The sequence below is a fragment of the Streptomyces sp. NRRL F-5122 genome (assembly GCF_001507435.1).
Lineage (GTDB): Bacteria > Actinomycetota > Actinomycetes > Streptomycetales > Streptomycetaceae > Streptomyces > Streptomyces lannensis.
Genome location: NZ_LMWH01000247.1, coordinates 27,170 through 41,770, shown reverse-complemented (window position 1 = coordinate 41,770; position 14,601 = coordinate 27,170). Strand labels below are relative to the sequence as shown.

The window sequence follows — 14,601 nt, the reverse complement described above, 5'->3', positions numbered from 1 at the left end:
CGGCGGTCGTGCGGCTCAAGTGCAAAGCGATCGGTCGTGGCCCCCTTCACGTGCCGGTCGGTCGCGTTCGTCGGTCGAGCAGCCCGAGGCAGGCGACCGCGGCGACCAGTTCGATGACCGTCAGGGTCCACCAACCGTGTACGAACGCATCGTGAGTGGTCGTGTAGGTGCTGGGTACGCCGAGGATCGCGACGACGATGCTGACGCCGAGAACAAAGCCGATCTGGCGGGTCATGTTGATGACACCACTGCCGGTCGAGGTCCGGTGTGCCGGCAGTCCTGCGGTCGCGGAGGACAGCAGGGTCGGCAGCGCCAGCCCGATGCCGACTCCCGAGACGAGTTGGCCGGGCAGCAACTCCCTCGCATGGTTCGAGCCGTTCGGGCCGGCGAGTGCGAGGGTCATGGTGATGCCGGCTGCGAAGGCCAGACAGCCGTGAGCACAGCGGGGTGGACACGGCGGCCGTAGCGCTGCACCAGCACCGTGACGACGGGGACGATCGCGGGACCGGGTGCCACGGCGAGGCCGGTAGTGATCGTCGACCAGTGCCAGACGTTTTGCATCCAGAGCACCACGGTCAGGAGGTGGCCTGCGAAGCCGATGCTGAAGGTGATCATGGCCACGTTGGCGGCGGCGAAGCTGCGGACACGGTAGGGATCGGGTTCGACCACCGGTGCCGGACGGCGCTCGGCCCGCCGGACGAATCCCGCCAGGAGCAGAGCCGCGACGATGAACGAAGCAATCGTCCTGCCGTCCCCCCAGCCCCAGTCGCCGCCCTTGACCAGTGCCAACGCGAGGGTCCCGATGCCTGTCGTGAGCAGGCCGGCGCCGGCCAGGTCGGGAAGCCTGGAGACCTGGGAGTCACGTGAGTCCGGGACGGCGCGGGCGGCCGCCACCAGCGCGATGATCCCCACCGGCAGATTCACCAGGAACACCCATCGCCAGCTCGCGGTGACCAGAATGCCGCCCAGCACGGCGGCTCACGTCACCGAGCGACGATCCCTCGAAGCTCTCGCCGATCTTGTCGAAGGCGACGTTCACGATGAAGACGTCCAAGCTCGCCATGAACGCGGCGAGCGACAGGATTGCGAGGATCATGTGCGGACTGCCCGTGCCGGCCCGTTCGGGCGCCTGAACAGGGTCGGTCACCTGGCTTTGTTTGCTCATGGCCAAGACCGTAAGGCGCGCGTACTGCACTTTTACAAGTTTAGTTGTGAAATTGAAGTAACTGTCGATAAGAGGAGTCAACCCCGGCCCTCATACAGGTCGCCAAGTGGGGACTGGCCGGGTTGGTCGGGACGCGTGAACTCCTCGCGACATTCATCCGGGTGTCCTCCTCGTCGCAGGTGGTACAGCAGGACAAGCAGCCCGAGTCCATGCCCTTTGACTCCCGCAGTGCGGCGACGCCGAGACCCACGCTCGGCCGAGTGTGTCTGCCGTGTCCGAGGCCTGTGAGGACACCGCCGAAGACCCCGCCGGCATCGGGACCCGGTGGTCGTCACCCTCGGGGAGGGCCGTACGGCGGAGGCTGTCCGGGTGGTCGGACCGGCCACTGCGGCGTGCCGACAGTACGTGGTGAAGGACAGCCGTCATGGACAACACCGCCGCCACGGTCGGCGGGGTGGGGACCAAGCTGCAGTTCCGTGCCTTCGCCGATTCGTCCATCCGCGCCAGCCGTCGGACCAACTGCTCCGGCAGCCCCGTCACCGTCGACTTCTGCACCGGCTGACGGACGCACGGCGATGACACTCACACATGCCGCTGACTGCCCACCGACGTGAGTGCAGCGGACCAGGACGGGCCCGTGCCCAGCGGTGTTCCGGTCCCGCTCGCGCCGGGCTGTGTCGGGCTGACGGGGTGGTCCGGAGTGGCAGCGGGACCCGTCGGCGGCGTGGGTTCGGGGTATCGGGCGCGAATCGACGTTCAATCGCAGTACAGAACCGACACGGCGGGCGGCAGCGCGCGCACGAGCGAGCCACCGAGCGCGTCCTGACAGCGTCTGTTTGAGGGAGACTGCGATGAGCGACACCACGGCTTTGCCGGCACCGTCCGGTCCCTACCTGGGCAAGGGGCTGCTGCCGGCCGACTTCTACGCCTATGCGGAGCTGCTCTCGGCCGCGGAACGCGAGAAGATCGAGTCCATCCGCGAGTTCCTCCGGACGCAGGCCGCCCCGATCGTCGACGACTACTGGGCCCGGGCCGAGTTCCCCTTTCAGCTGGTCGAGGGCTTCGGGAAGCTCGGCCTCATGGACTGGGCCGACCCGGACTCCACGCAGTCACAGCCCAGCAACCTTTTCGCGGGCTTCATCGCCTTGGAGTTCGGGCACGCCGACGCATCTCTGGCCACGTTCTTCGGCGCGCATGCCGGTCTGGCCATAGGGACCATCCTCGCCTGCGGTTCCGACGAACAGAAGCGGCGGTGGCTGCCCGCGATGAGCCGGCTGGAGAAGGTCGGCGCCTTCGCATTGACCGAACCCCACGGCGGCTCGGACGTGGCCGGCGGCCTGAAGACGACCGCGCGCCGCGACGGGGACGGGTGGATCCTCGACGGAGCCAAACGGTGGATCGGGAACGCCACGTTCGCCGATCTGGTCGTCGTCTGGGCCCGCGACGTCGAGACCGATCACGTGCTCGGCTTCGTTGTGGAGAAGGACACTCCGGGGTTCACCGCGACCAAGATCGAGCACAAGATGGCGCTGCGGATCGTGCAGAACGCCGACATCGTCCTCGACGGCTGCCGCGTCCCTGAGACCAACCGGCTGCAGAACGCGAACACGTTCAAGGACACTGCCCAGATCCTGCGCAAGACGCGCAGCGGGGTGGCGTGGCAAGCGGTGGGAGTGATGTTCGGCGCCTATGAGATCGCGCTGCAGTACGCGAAGGAACGTGAGCAGTTCGGGCGCCCGATCGGGAGTTTTCAGCTCGTGCAGGACCTGTTGGTGAAGATGCTGGGCAATGCGACGGCCTCGTGCGGGATGGTGACGCGACTGGCCCGGTTGCAGGACGCCGGGGTCTTCAGGGACGAGCAGTCCGCGCTGGCGAAGGCCTACTGCACGGTGCGGATGCGCGAGAGTGTGGGATGGGCCCGGGAACTGCTGGCAGGCAACGGCATCGTCCTCGACTACAAGGTCGGCCGGTTCGTGGCCGACGCGGAGGCGCTCTATTCCTACGAGGGGACCCGGGAGATCCAGACCCTCATCGTCGGACGTGCCGTGACCGGCGGCCTGAGCGCCTTCGTGGGGTGACAGAGATGACCAACGACTTCGTCTTCAGCGGCCTGAAGGTCCTCGACGCCTCGAGCTTCATCGCGGCACCGGCCGCGGCCACCATTCTCTCCGACTTCGGGGCGGACGTCATCAAGATCGAACCTCCCGGGAAGGGCGACCCCCAGCGGCGGTTGAGTTCCGTGCCACCGAGTCCACGCGCACAGGGCAATTACAGCTGGCACCTCGCCAACCGCAACAAGCGCGGCATGGTGATCGACCTGAAGTCCGCTGCGGCCCCAAGGATCCTCAAGCGCCTCGTCGAGTGGGCCGACGTGGTGATCACCAACTTTCCGCACGGCACACGCGAGAAACTGCACCTGGGCTACGACGAGGTCTCGAGCTGGAACCCGAGGGTCGTCTACGCCGACATCACGGGCTTCGGGGATGCCGGTCCCGATGCGGGGCAGCCGGGGTTCGACCTGACCGCCGCATGGTCGCGCAGCGGGCTGCTGGCCTCCACCCGGGACGCGGGAGCCCCGCCGACGGTGCCCGTCTGGGGCAGCGGCGACTACATGGCGGCCGTCGCCATCTACGCGGCGATCGTGACGGCCCTCTACCGGCGTGAGCGGACGGGACAAGGGGCCAGCGTCGGGACGTCGTTGCTCGCCGCGGGTATCTGGGCAACGGGAACGCTTGTGGCCGCTGCGCTCGCCGATGGCACGCCTTTCGAGCTGCACGACCGGAAGGCGCCGCTCAACCCGCTGACGAACTCCTACCGGACGGCGGACGGCGAGTGGTTCATGCTGGTCACCTCAGCCCCGAACTGGCCAGGTCTGACACGGGTCATCGGGCACCCGGAGCTGCTCGAGGACCCCCGGTTCGCCGACGTCGAGGGCTTCGTGGAGCATTCCGCCGTACTGACCGAGCTGCTCGACGCCGAGTTTCGGTCTCAGCCCTTCGCCCACTGGAAGGACGCCCTGAACCGGGAGCGCATCACCTTCAGCCTCATCCAGACTCCGGAGGAGGCCGCGCAGGATCCGCAGTTGCGCGCCAACGACATCGTCGTACCCCTGGAAGGGGTCAGCGATCTGAAGGAGACCATCAGCAGCCCGATCAATCTGCGCGGGGTGCCGAAGGTGGCGGCCAAGCGTGCGCCGGACCTGGGCGAGCACAACGACGAGGTCCTCGCCGAGCTGGGCTTCAGCCCCGCCGAGATCGCCGAGCTGCGGACCCAGGGCGCGATCCCGACCCCGCCGAGAGCGGAGATGTAGCAACGAGTACGGTGCGCGAAGCGGCCGTGGTGTGGGTCAACCGTCAGCGCGCTGGTGGCCGACGGCCTCGATACGAGATTGCCACGACTCGCTTCGCGCACGGCCGGTGACAACGGTCGGCGGGTCCGCTGTGTGAGGTGCCGAGGCAGTGGTCGAGCGGATCGGCTGCCTTCGCAGGAATCGATGTACCGCGCTGCCCACGGCCTGGAGCCGGGCGGCGCGCCTTGTGGTGTCACCGCAGACGGCAGACCAGTTCGGTAGGAGCGAGCAGGCCTTCCTCCATGTGCTGCAGCACGTTCGCGATCTTGGTCGACGCATCTGCGCCCATCGCCACGTTGACCGACGCCGGTCGCGCGTCGGGCGCTCCGGGGCCTTGCGGGGCGCTGCCCTCGTGGTGAGCAACCGCAGTGCGGAGGCCACGGAGTGCCCGGATGCCCTGCGACCGACGATCGTGCTCGGCCACGATCTCGAACCCGGCGTAGCTCAGCGACGCGCGATACTGCTCGGGCCCGGCGATGAAGCTGTGCGAAGGCTCCGAGGCCCAGGGGAGTGGGTATCTCACCAGGGAGGGATCCCCGAGGAACATGACGTCGTACACGATGAAGAGGCCGTTGACGGTCAGGACGCGTCCGATCCCATTGAAGAGCCGGGACTTGTCCTCGACGTTCATGCCCACGTGCAGCATCCACGCACGGTCGAAGTTCCCTGCGGGAAATGCCAGTTCAGTCACATCTCCATGCACGAAGTGCGTCCTGTCCGCGAGGCCCACGCGATCGGTGAGCCGGCGTGCGGCCGCGACATACTCCGCGGTGAGGTCCACGCCGGTGACATCGACGTCTGCCTGCTGCACCAGATGGCGGGCCGGCCCACCCAGTCCGCTCCCCACGTCCAGTACACGCATGCCCGGCCGCAGACGCAGGTGCTCGGTGATCTGTTGTGTCGCCGCATGACCTCCGATGTGGAACTCGTCCACGCCATGGAGTTCGTCGGCGGTGAGTGAACTGCGCCCCGGGTACAGACTGACCGCAATCTGCCGGAGTCTCTGCTTCCCTCACCGGCGTGCCTGCGCCAGCACGCAGGCCGAATATCCCCGTGCTTGGTGCCGCTCGCGCCGGAAGTCGGCCGATGCGCCGAGTTCCGGGATCGCGCCCCTGTTGAAGTGCCAAGCGGTGCGGGCGGGATGCCGGCCGGCAGGGTGCTCCGGGCGAGTCGGCCCTGGACCAGATTCACGATCGCGCCCAGGACCAGGCACCAGTCCTATGTCTTGGGACTGCCTCACGGCCGCTGGTGCTCCAGGCCACTGGCAGCACCGGCGCCGGCGGTGCCCGCTGCCCTTCGGTCATCGTCCAACGGGGCCGGAAATGCCACCGCCCGTCGAGGCGCGTCAGTGGTGGTCGCCCTGTCGGCCCAGTGTCTCCACGGGGGTTGCGCCAGGGCGGGTCCACTGTGGCACGGGGCGGCTGGTCGGGCCCCAGGCGGCGTTCCCGTCCGCGTCCGAGCGCCAGTACCAACAGATCGGCGCCCCATGACCACCGACCGGGGAGCCGACTTGAGGAGCCTCGGGCCAGCCCTCGGGGTTGTCCTCCCACCCCTCGCGGCGGCCGTAGGGCGTCATGTCGAGCAGGCTCAGGGAACCGTTGACCGGCTCGTTGCCACGGCCGGTCGTGGAGTAGGTGAGGAACACACGGTCGCCGTCGCGCAGGAAGCAGGTGATGTGCCCCATGTCGCCGTCGACCGGCGCCTCCACGTCGCGCACCGAGTACCAGGGCTGGGTGTAACCCATGAACTCGACGTACGAGGCCACCTCGTCCGGGCGGCCCGCGGTCAGGACGGCGAACGAGACGCCGCGGGCGTTGAGGTAGACGGCGTCGTCCAAGTGCCAGGCCGTGGTGGTGCAGCCCTCGCACTGCCCCTGGTGCGGTGCGCCGTCGTACCACATGTGCTTGTACACCACGAGCTCCTCGCGGCCCTGGAACAGGTCCAGGAACGGGACCGGTCCGTCGGGTCCGACGACCTCGACCGTCCCGTCGAATTCCACCATCGGCAGCCGGCGGCGGGCCGCGGCGATCGCATCGCCCTCGCGGGTGTGCGCCTTCTCGCGGACCAGAAGCTCGTCACGGGCGGCCTGCCAGATGGCCAGGTCGACGACGGGCGGGCGGCCGGGCAGAGCGGTCGTCGGGTCGTCCGGCGTGGTCGTCATGGTGTCCTCCGTGGTGTCTTGTGCCGGGCAGCGTCGTGCGGCGTCCTACGACGGTCACCAGAACAGACTGGTGGCCCGGCCGGAACTCATCGCTGCGTGGGATGCTGCCTACGTCGGCCAGTGCCCGTACTCCGCCGCGGATCGCCGCAGGCGGGCGGGGGTCATACCGGTGGTGGTCCGGAAGGCTCGGCCGAAGGCGGAGGGCGAGCGGTAGCCGACACGCGCGGCGACGTCGTCGAGGCTACACTCCGTGGTGGTCAGCAGATCGGCTGCCATCGTCATCCGGATCCGGGTGAGGAAGTCGGCGACGCCCATGCCGGTCGCCGTGGAGAAGCGCCGTACCAGAGTGGCCCGGGAGACCCCGGCAAGGCGGGCCAGGCGGGCGATCGTCCACGGTCTGTGCGGCTCGCGGATCACGGCGTCGACCACGGCTCGCAGAGCGGGGTCCACGACGGCGGTCCAGGGTGGGGGGACGACTGCCGCCGGGGGACCGTTGGAGCCGTCTCCGCGCAGGACGAGTGCCAGGAGGGCTTCGCAGAGCGAGGCCAGCAGGGCCCCGGCGCCGGGGCCGTCGAGGGTCGCCTCGTTCCGCATCAGCTCGCCGAGCAGGCGCAGTGGCGAGTCGGCCCCTGTGCCGAAAGAGGCGTGCAGGACGTCGGGCAGCCCGGCGAACAGAAGCTCCCCGGCGCCCGGCCGGTAGGTGAAGTGGCCGCAGAAGAGATCCACAGTGGTGGGGCCCTCGCTGCGCAGGGTGGCCACCGACCTGCCTTCATACCGGTCGGCGGGCACCGGCGGCTCCAGGGCGGTGACGCGCACGCGGTGCCGCTCGGCACGGGGGAGTACCAGTACGTCGCCCGCGCGCAGCTCGACGGTGCGACCGCCGGTCTCGACCATGCACAGGCCGTCAAGGAGGAGATGGAAGGGCACCATCCCGGTCCCGCCGGGCGGGTTGTCCAGGGTGTGGCTTCCGGCCAGCATGCAGCGCACATCGACCGCGCCTTCGAGGCGGGCCATACGCAGGAGTGTGCTGATCGTGTCCATGAGCCTATCTCGACGATAATTGATCCATTGCCGTCTTGCCGGATCGGCAGGTTCGACGGAGTCTGACGCCCATGGACGAATTGCATGCGGATCTGCTGGTCATCGGCTTCGGCAAGGGCGGGAAGACACTCGCGGCGGCCATGGGCCGACTGGGACGACGTGTGGTGATGGTCGAGCAGTCCGCCCTGATGTACGGGGGCACGTGCATCAACATCGGCTGTGTACCGACCAAGGCGCTCATTCAGCGGGCTTCCGCCCGGCCTGAGGACGCGGATCCGCAGGCGTGGTACTCGGCGTCCGTGGCATCGACGGCAACGCTGACCTCCGCGATGCGCGACAAGAACTTCCGCATGCTCGACTCACTGGACTCGGTGACGGTCGTGACCGGCACCGCGGCCTTCCTCGACGACAAGCGGGTGGAGGTCGTGGCAGGCGACGACCGACTGGAGATCACCGCCGACACCATCGTGGTCAACACCGGCGCGGAGCCGGTGGTGCCGGACATCCCCGGCCTGCGCGACAGTGCACACCTGGTCACCGGCACGGATCTGATCGGCTCGCCCGACCTGCCACGCCGACTCGCCGTCATCGGCGGTGGCTACCAGGGGCTCGAGTTCGCGGCAATGGTGCGCCGCTACGGGAGCGAGGTCACCGTTCTGGAGGTCGCCGACCGCATCCTGCCGCGTGAGGACGAGGACGTGGCCCAGGCCGCGGAGGAGATCCTCCGAGAGGAGGGCATCACCTTCGTGACCGGAGCCCGTGTCACCCAGGTCGCCGACACAGAAGGCGCGGCGATCGTCCACTACGAGGCGAACGGCGCCGCGGACACCGTCGAAGCCGAGGCGGTGCTCGCCGCTGCGGGACGTGCACCGCGCACCGCAGAACTGCGACTGGAGGCCGCGGGTGTGCGCACGACCGCCCACGGCGCCATCGAAGTGGACGAGTACCTGAGCACCAGCCGACCGCATATCTTCGCGATGGGTGACGTCAACGGCGGACCCCAGTTCACCTACATCTCCCTCGACGACTACCGGATCGTCGCCGACCAACTGTCGGGCGAAGGCAAGCGCTCCACAAGCGACCGGGTGGCGGTCCCCTACACGCACTTCATGACGCCTCCGCTGGCTCGGGTGGGCCTCACGGAGAACGAGGCACGGGCCGCCGGCCGATCCGTGCGTGTCGCGTCCAAGGCGGTCGCGGTCATGGCGGCGATGCCTCGGGCGAGCATCGTGGGTGAAGTGCGCGGGCTGATGAAGTTCGTCGTGGACGCCGAGACCGACGAGATCCTCGGAGCGGCCCTACTCAGCGTGGATGCACAGGAATTGGTGAACACCGTGGCGCTGGCGATGCGCAGCGGGGTTACGGCGAGCGGCCTACGGGACGCGATCTGGACCCACCCCAGTTCGACGGAGGCCTTCAACGAGGTGCTGGCGACTGTGGTGCGCTGACCCCTCGGCTTTACCGAGTACTGCTCACCGTTCGTGCATGGCGACACCCACGGCCGAGCACGGTGTTCTCGCTCGTCAGCGCGACAACTCCTCTTGAAATAAGGGGAGTTGCGTGTTCCGTACGCTCTGATCGAGCGCCCTGTCCTTTGCCCCGCAGCGGCAGGAGAGTAAGGGTACGGGCGTGGTCCGGACAGGGCACGGACGTCCGGTGAAGGCCTCGGGCAAGCGTTCGCTGTGACTCGCGCTGGACGAAGGGGATGGTCACGGCGCTGCGCGCGACGGCCCTGGGTGACCTGACGCGTACGGCCGTTGCAGCAGCCGGGGCCGCTCCCTGAGTGGGAGCGGACCGCCGTCGGAATCGTCGGTCAGGCGTCGGCGTCCCGGAGGCCGACCGCGTCGTGCTGCCAGAACAGTTGCGAGTAGACCAGAGTGCCCGTCATCCACTCCTCGTAATTCGGAAGCTTCAGCACCTGGAAGGCGGCGTCGGGGATGCGAAGGGACGGCTTGCGAAAGCCCAACTCCCCGCCGGGCACGAACCCGAAGCGCGAGTAGTAGGCGGGGTCCCCTTCGAGGAAGACAAGCGGAACCGGCCGCTTGGAGAGGATCTCCAGACCGCTCCGTATCAGGGCCGAGCCGACACCCTGTCTTTGGTGACCTGGCGCCACGGCCAGGGGGCTGAGCACCTGCACGTCGACGAGGCACCGCGGGGCGTCCAGGAGGTTGCGAGTGAACATGACGTGGCCCACCACATGCCCGGCCTGCTCGGCGACCAGCGACAGCCCGCCGTCGGGCGCGAGGGTGTCGCGCAGGTCGTCCGTCAACTCGGCCACGACAGAACCGTGATCACCGAATGCCTCCTGATGGAGACTCCGCACGGCCTGCCTGTCATCCGGTCGCTCTTCCCGCAGATCCATGGGCCTGAGAATAGGGAGAGTCGAGTTTGCAGGCGACCGGTTAAAGAACGTCCCGGTGACGACGTCGAGCCGTCATTGGACCGGTGAGGCGCCTGATCCGCAGTCCGGCGCAGGGCTGGAGCGATGCACGGTGGCCATAGAGCCGTTCGCCGCGCCGCGCCTCGTTACCGCGCCATGGCGGTGGCCCGGGGATACGATTAACTGCGATGTCGCGCCTGCACCAGTTGTGTGTGCGCCGATGGTGTGCGTCCGGCATCCCCCGACGGGGCACAACCACTGGCGGCGAAGGCAGTCCGGGCCGACACGGACCAGGGCCTTCGCCCACGATGGTGCAGAGCCTGACCGGATGATCAAGGAACCGTATGACCGCTCGCAGATGCGACCGCGACACGATCATGTTGACCGTGATCAGCCACCTGAACGTCTTGATGGGCGAATGCGGGAATCTCAGCGGCCGGATCAGTGCGGTGATCGACCGGCAAAAGCCCGGTGACCTGGCTCGGGCCGCCTCTCGTCGGTACGCGAGCGCCACACGGATGGTGACGGTCGACAAGTTCCGGCCGGCAGCGGCCGCGCAAGCCGGCGCTTTTCGGACGCTCCGCTGATCGCCGCACGTGTACACCTCGGCTTTTGAGTCGTTGCCCTGCCACGGCACCCCGGCAGGCCAGACCGATCATGGTTCGGTGTCGGCCTCTTCCCGGTCCCCAATGCCCTGTAGGGCGACGGAAGCTCACACGAAATTCCATGCACCATCGGAGATGAAGATGAACGACGTGCTGAGTCATGTCCTTGACGCCCACGGCGGCCTGGAACGATGGTCGCAGATCGATCGACTGCAGGCCGACGTCATCCTTCGCGGCCCCTTCTGGGCCGTGCGCGGATTTTCGGAGAAGCCGTCGAGGGAGAGACTGACGGTCGAGACCCGCAGGGAGGTGATTCGCTTGAGCCCCTGGAAAAGGCCTGAACACGACATACTGGTGCGGGCTGAGGACGACGCGGTCGAGGTGCGAGTGGCCGCAGACGACACCGTCCTGGAGAGCAGGTCCGGCATCAGGTCGACCTACGCGGGCTACGAGCTGAACTCACCCTGGGAGTCGCTACAGGTTGGTTACTTCATTGGCTACGCCATGTGGAACTACCTCACCACGCCCTTTCTCCTCACGTATCCCGGCGTCACATCGCGTGAGGGTGAGCGGTGTGTCGAGAACGGTGAAGTGTGGCATCGGTTGGAGGTGCACTTTCCGCGGTCCATCGCCACGCACTGTGCGCGGCAGACCTTCTACTTCGGCGACGACGGTCTGCTGCGGCGTCTTGACTACAACGTCGATGTCAACGTCGGCGTGGCCGTTGCCCACTATGTCGGCGCATACAGGGAGTTCGACGGGATCAAGGTACCCACCCGACGTCGTGTGCACCGGTGGAACCCCGACGACTCTCTGAGTGAAGACTGGTCCATCGGAATCGACATTGAAAGCGTGTGGACGGTCTGATCGGGCCCGGGCGCGGCTCCGACTTCCCGTCGCAGTCAAGAGATGCGAAGACGGGCCGGTTCTCCGGGTACGCTCGGGGAAATGGGAGGCCGGGGTGTCAGTGGACGCAAGAGCGCGACGTGACGCGCGAGCCCGTCCAACGTCGTCCGGGCAGAACGCCTCCCCAAACGGACCCGTGTGCGCTGCGCCTCACTTGCCCGGCAGGACCCCACAGCGGGCCATGCACCGTCACGGCGCACCGAGTGATTGAGCATCGGGGATGGACACCCCGGCGCCCGTCGGCACGGCCGGGACGATGTCGCACGGCGTGCCCGCCCGGAACGAGGTGAGCATCGCCCGATTTCCTCCGGCGCGCTGTCCATTACGCGTCGGTCGCGGTCGGCGGTGACCCGGAACCAGACACCAACAGAGACAAGGAAGTGTGCGATGCGTGTCGCCGTGCTCGACGACTATCAGAGGGCCGCTCGTCGTTTCGCCGACTGGGACGGTCTCGGGGCGGAGGTGGTGTTCGTCCATGACCATCTTGGGGACACGAATGCGGTGACTGCGGCGCTCGACGGTTTCGACGTCGTGGTGGCGATGCGCGAACGGACGCCGTTCACGGCGGAGCGCCTCGGAGCGCTGCCCGCGCTCCGACTGCTGGTGACGACCGGTATGGGCAACGCCTCCATCGACATGGAGGCCGCCCGCCGGTTCGGGGTCACCGTGTGCGGCACCGGGATCCTTCCGCACGCCACCGCTGAACTGACGTGGGGGCTCATCCTCTCCCTCACCAGGCACATCCACGAGGAGGCCGCCGGAATGCGGCAGGGGGCGTGGCAGCACACCATCGGTGGCGACCTTGCCGGACGGACCCTGGGAATCGTCGGCCTGGGCAACCTCGGTCGGCGCGTCGCCGCGGTCGGCGCCGCGTTCGGAATGCGGACGGTGGCCTGGAGCACACATCTGGACCCCGCCCGCGCCGCGGAACACGGCGTGACGGCGGTGGACAAACGGGAGTTGTTCTCCACCTCCGACATCGTCACCGTGCACTACAAGCTCAGCGAGCGCAGCATCGGCCTGATCGGCGCGCAGGAACTGTCCTGGATGAAGCCCACGGCCCTGCTGGTGAACACGTCACGCGGCCCGATCGTCGACACCGCGGCCTTGGTCGAGGCGCTGCGTCAGGGCCGGATCGCAGGCGCGGCACTGGACGTCTACGACACCGAGCCGCTGCCCGCCGAGGACCCACTGCGCGGTCTGCCGCATACCCTGCTCACACCCCACATCGGCTACGTCACCGAGGCCACTTACGACGTGTTCTACCGGGAAGCGGTCGAGGACATCGCCGCGTATCGCAATGGAGCCCCACTACGCGTCCTGAACCTCTGACCGCGGCACGGCGCTCGGCCGAGTCCGCACCGGACACTCTCTCGAGAATGGTGGCCGACAGTGTCAGTGGCACCGCGGCTCCGTGATGGAGGGCCCTGGAGTGGGGAAAGCCGTGAACGGCCTACGCCTCTTCGTCCCCTGCCGGGAGATCGACGAATGTGTACCGGACGGACTGCCCCTGGCGTGAACGCTCGGCGATACCTCTGGCCACAAGAGCCTCAAGGGTATTGCGCACGACGACCTTTCCCGAGGCCCGCACCGCGCTCGGCAAGGCCTCGAACATGTCGTTGACGGACATGGGTCCGTGGGACGCCCGCAAGCGCCGCAGTACGGCAGCCCGTACGGATCCCCGTTTGGCGGGGCGGCCGCGGGTGCCGCCGACAGACTCCGGAGCGGGTGCGGAACTCTCCTGGGAGCCGTGACCGGTCGCTGCCGACGGGACGGGCGCCGCAGAGTCCGCAGCCACGCTGGAGAGGTTCTCCCAGAGCTTACCCAAGAGCATCCGGTCCGCGTGGAGCGACCTGAGGCGGGCTTCCAACTGCGCGATTTCACCGTCGACCCGTTCGAGATCAGCGCGTACCTGTTCGGTGTACGCGTTGGTCAAGTCCACTCGTGCATCTGCCTCTATGGACATGCTCTTCCTCCCTCTCGGGAAGAGTATCCAGCATCACAGAAGCCCCTATGCGGGCGGCCGGGCGTTCAGGGGTAGCGCCCGACTCCGCTGCAACCGGCAGGCTGTGGACTGATCCTGGCCAGCGCGTATGCCATGGGCCGGGGCGATACGTCGGGCGATGCGCAGGGCGGCAGTCGACGGAGGCGGTGAAGTGATGTGCCGATCCTCGTCGTTCGGCCGGGCGCCGAACGGGGGCAGAGTTCCGGCCTCGCCACTTCACCGCCGGCCACTCAGCCGTTGCGGCTCACGTCCCTGGTACCCGCTTGCCGCGACGGCACCGCCCTCCCCGATACCAGGACAGCGAGGGTGCTGCGCGCTTCACGCCGCAATGCGCCGCGTGAAGCAAAGGTCGCCGTAAGGGCGAGGATGGAGACGGTGCCCCCGTAGAACACACCGGCAATCGTGGAGAGGAGCCCGATCGTCATCGGGCACGCACCTTTCTTCCCCCGCTCGGCCCACCCGGATCACGGTCCGGTGCGGGCGTCGATGCGTTTCATGCCCAGCATACGCGTGCCGTCAACTCCCCTTCGCCGCCTTGCGGATGGGCGACCTCTCGGCGATCGCGGCTCCCGCGGGAGCCCGGTGCCGGGAGCCCGTGCGCCGCGGGGGAGGGGCCGTAGGCGGTCTCCCGGCACCGGGAGTCGAGCGAACTCGATGGGAACTTGGCAGCGCGGAACTCACCGACGGGGGTCGCTGCCGGGGCGAGCTGTCGCCCCGACTGCCGCGGGGGCTGTCGCCTCCGTGCCGCTCGGCTGTACCTGACGGGGCCTTGTGCTCTGGTATCTGGTGCGTCCCCATACCAGCAGCGCCGATACCACGGCCCATGTCCCGAGTGTCAGCAGTGGGTTGATGGCGTGGGCGCCGTCGAAGTAGCTCAGGTCGGTGATCGCGCGCACGGCGGCTCCAGGAGGCAGGACACCCGAGACGGCAGAGACCGACGACGTCAAGGCGGTGCTCGCATCCGCGGTCACAGCCTTCGAAGCCGGGTT

Annotated in this window: 16 protein-coding genes; 7 read left to right on the top strand and 9 right to left on the bottom strand. The window is 68.1% G+C overall.

Annotated elements, in window-relative coordinates; genetic code table 11:
- Nucleotides 1-46 precede the first annotated feature (46 nt).
- Genes ADL25_RS49940 through ADL25_RS49930 form a run of 3 tightly spaced genes read right to left on the bottom strand, consistent with a single transcriptional unit; the run spans nt 47 to nt 1,165 of the window.
- Nucleotides 47-403, bottom strand: a complete 357-nt coding sequence (locus ADL25_RS49940; RefSeq protein WP_059131061.1) for a hypothetical protein — start codon at nt 401-403, stop codon at nt 47-49.
- Nucleotides 400-924 (bottom strand): hypothetical protein, encoded by a 525-nt coding sequence (locus tag ADL25_RS49935; RefSeq protein WP_234381091.1) that lies wholly within the window; start codon nt 922-924, stop codon nt 400-402. Before ADL25_RS49935 ends, ADL25_RS49940 begins: the two co-directional genes overlap by 4 nt.
- Nucleotides 860-1,165 (bottom strand): hypothetical protein, encoded by a 306-nt coding sequence (locus ADL25_RS49930; RefSeq protein ID WP_199839226.1) that lies wholly within the window; start codon nt 1,163-1,165, stop codon nt 860-862. The genes ADL25_RS49935 and ADL25_RS49930 overlap by 65 nt, the downstream gene beginning before the upstream one ends.
- 424 nt (nt 1,166-1,589) lie before the next feature.
- Here ADL25_RS49930 and ADL25_RS49215 point away from each other — a divergent pair, with 424 nt between their 5' ends.
- From ADL25_RS49215 to ADL25_RS30270, 3 genes are all read left to right on the top strand, one after another.
- Nucleotides 1,590-1,727, top strand: a complete 138-nt coding sequence (locus ADL25_RS49215; protein WP_159045035.1) for a hypothetical protein — start codon at nt 1,590-1,592, stop codon at nt 1,725-1,727.
- A gap of 289 nt (nt 1,728-2,016) precedes the next feature.
- A complete protein-coding gene (locus ADL25_RS30275) occupies nt 2,017-3,243 on the top strand; it encodes an acyl-CoA dehydrogenase family protein (protein ID WP_079050663.1) in 1,227 nt (408 codons plus the stop codon).
- A 5-nt stretch (nt 3,244-3,248) separates the two neighbouring features.
- A complete protein-coding gene (locus ADL25_RS30270) occupies nt 3,249-4,475 on the top strand; it encodes a CaiB/BaiF CoA transferase family protein (protein ID WP_059131059.1) in 1,227 nt (408 codons plus the stop codon).
- Nucleotides 4,476-4,707: 232 nt separating this feature from the next.
- Here the strand turns inward: ADL25_RS30270 and ADL25_RS30265 are convergent, their stop codons facing one another.
- The 3 genes from ADL25_RS30265 to ADL25_RS30255 all read right to left on the bottom strand — a co-directional run bounded on the left by ADL25_RS30265 (nt 4,708) and on the right by ADL25_RS30255 (nt 7,716).
- Nucleotides 4,708-5,376 carry an SAM-dependent methyltransferase gene (locus ADL25_RS30265; RefSeq protein WP_234381093.1) on the bottom strand — a complete coding sequence of 223 codons (669 nt, stop codon included), beginning with the start codon at nt 5,374-5,376 and terminating at the stop codon, nt 4,708-4,710.
- A gap of 483 nt (nt 5,377-5,859) precedes the next feature.
- On the bottom strand, nt 5,860-6,675 hold the full coding sequence (locus ADL25_RS30260; RefSeq protein WP_059131057.1) for a DUF899 domain-containing protein: 816 nt from the start codon (nt 6,673-6,675) through the stop codon (nt 5,860-5,862).
- A gap of 108 nt (nt 6,676-6,783) precedes the next feature.
- Complete coding sequence (locus ADL25_RS30255; RefSeq protein ID WP_059131056.1) at nt 6,784-7,716, bottom strand: AraC family transcriptional regulator; 933 nt, start codon at nt 7,714-7,716, stop codon at nt 6,784-6,786.
- A 71-nt stretch (nt 7,717-7,787) separates the two neighbouring features.
- Here ADL25_RS30255 and ADL25_RS30250 point away from each other — a divergent pair, with 71 nt between their 5' ends.
- Nucleotides 7,788-9,164 (top strand): FAD-dependent oxidoreductase, encoded by a 1,377-nt coding sequence (locus tag ADL25_RS30250; RefSeq protein ID WP_059131055.1) that lies wholly within the window; start codon nt 7,788-7,790, stop codon nt 9,162-9,164.
- Nucleotides 9,165-9,529: 365 nt separating this feature from the next.
- On the opposite strand, the gene ADL25_RS30245 is transcribed toward ADL25_RS30250, so the two are convergent.
- The gene (locus ADL25_RS30245) at nt 9,530-10,078 is read right to left on the bottom strand and encodes a GNAT family N-acetyltransferase (protein WP_059131054.1); all 549 of its coding nucleotides are present in this window, start codon (nt 10,076-10,078) and stop codon (nt 9,530-9,532) included.
- 404 nt (nt 10,079-10,482) lie between these two features.
- Here ADL25_RS30245 and ADL25_RS30240 point away from each other — a divergent pair, with 404 nt between their 5' ends.
- From ADL25_RS30240 to ADL25_RS30230, 3 genes are all read left to right on the top strand, one after another.
- The gene (locus ADL25_RS30240) at nt 10,483-10,683 is read left to right on the top strand and encodes a hypothetical protein (protein WP_147317815.1); all 201 of its coding nucleotides are present in this window, start codon (nt 10,483-10,485) and stop codon (nt 10,681-10,683) included.
- 159 nt (nt 10,684-10,842) lie between these two features.
- Nucleotides 10,843-11,568: a hypothetical protein gene (locus tag ADL25_RS30235; RefSeq protein ID WP_063805773.1), complete on the top strand. Its 726-nt coding sequence runs from the start codon at nt 10,843-10,845 to the stop codon at nt 11,566-11,568.
- A 426-nt stretch (nt 11,569-11,994) separates the two neighbouring features.
- On the top strand, nt 11,995-12,939 hold the full coding sequence (locus ADL25_RS30230) for a D-2-hydroxyacid dehydrogenase family protein (RefSeq protein WP_059131051.1): 945 nt from the start codon (nt 11,995-11,997) through the stop codon (nt 12,937-12,939).
- Nucleotides 12,940-13,060: 121 nt separating this feature from the next.
- Here the strand turns inward: ADL25_RS30230 and ADL25_RS30225 are convergent, their stop codons facing one another.
- On the bottom strand, nt 13,061-13,573 hold the full coding sequence (locus tag ADL25_RS30225) for a hypothetical protein (protein WP_159045034.1): 513 nt from the start codon (nt 13,571-13,573) through the stop codon (nt 13,061-13,063).
- A gap of 269 nt (nt 13,574-13,842) precedes the next feature.
- On the bottom strand, nt 13,843-14,037 hold the full coding sequence (locus ADL25_RS30220; RefSeq protein ID WP_059131049.1) for a hypothetical protein: 195 nt from the start codon (nt 14,035-14,037) through the stop codon (nt 13,843-13,845).
- Nucleotides 14,038-14,601: the final 564 nt, after the last annotated feature.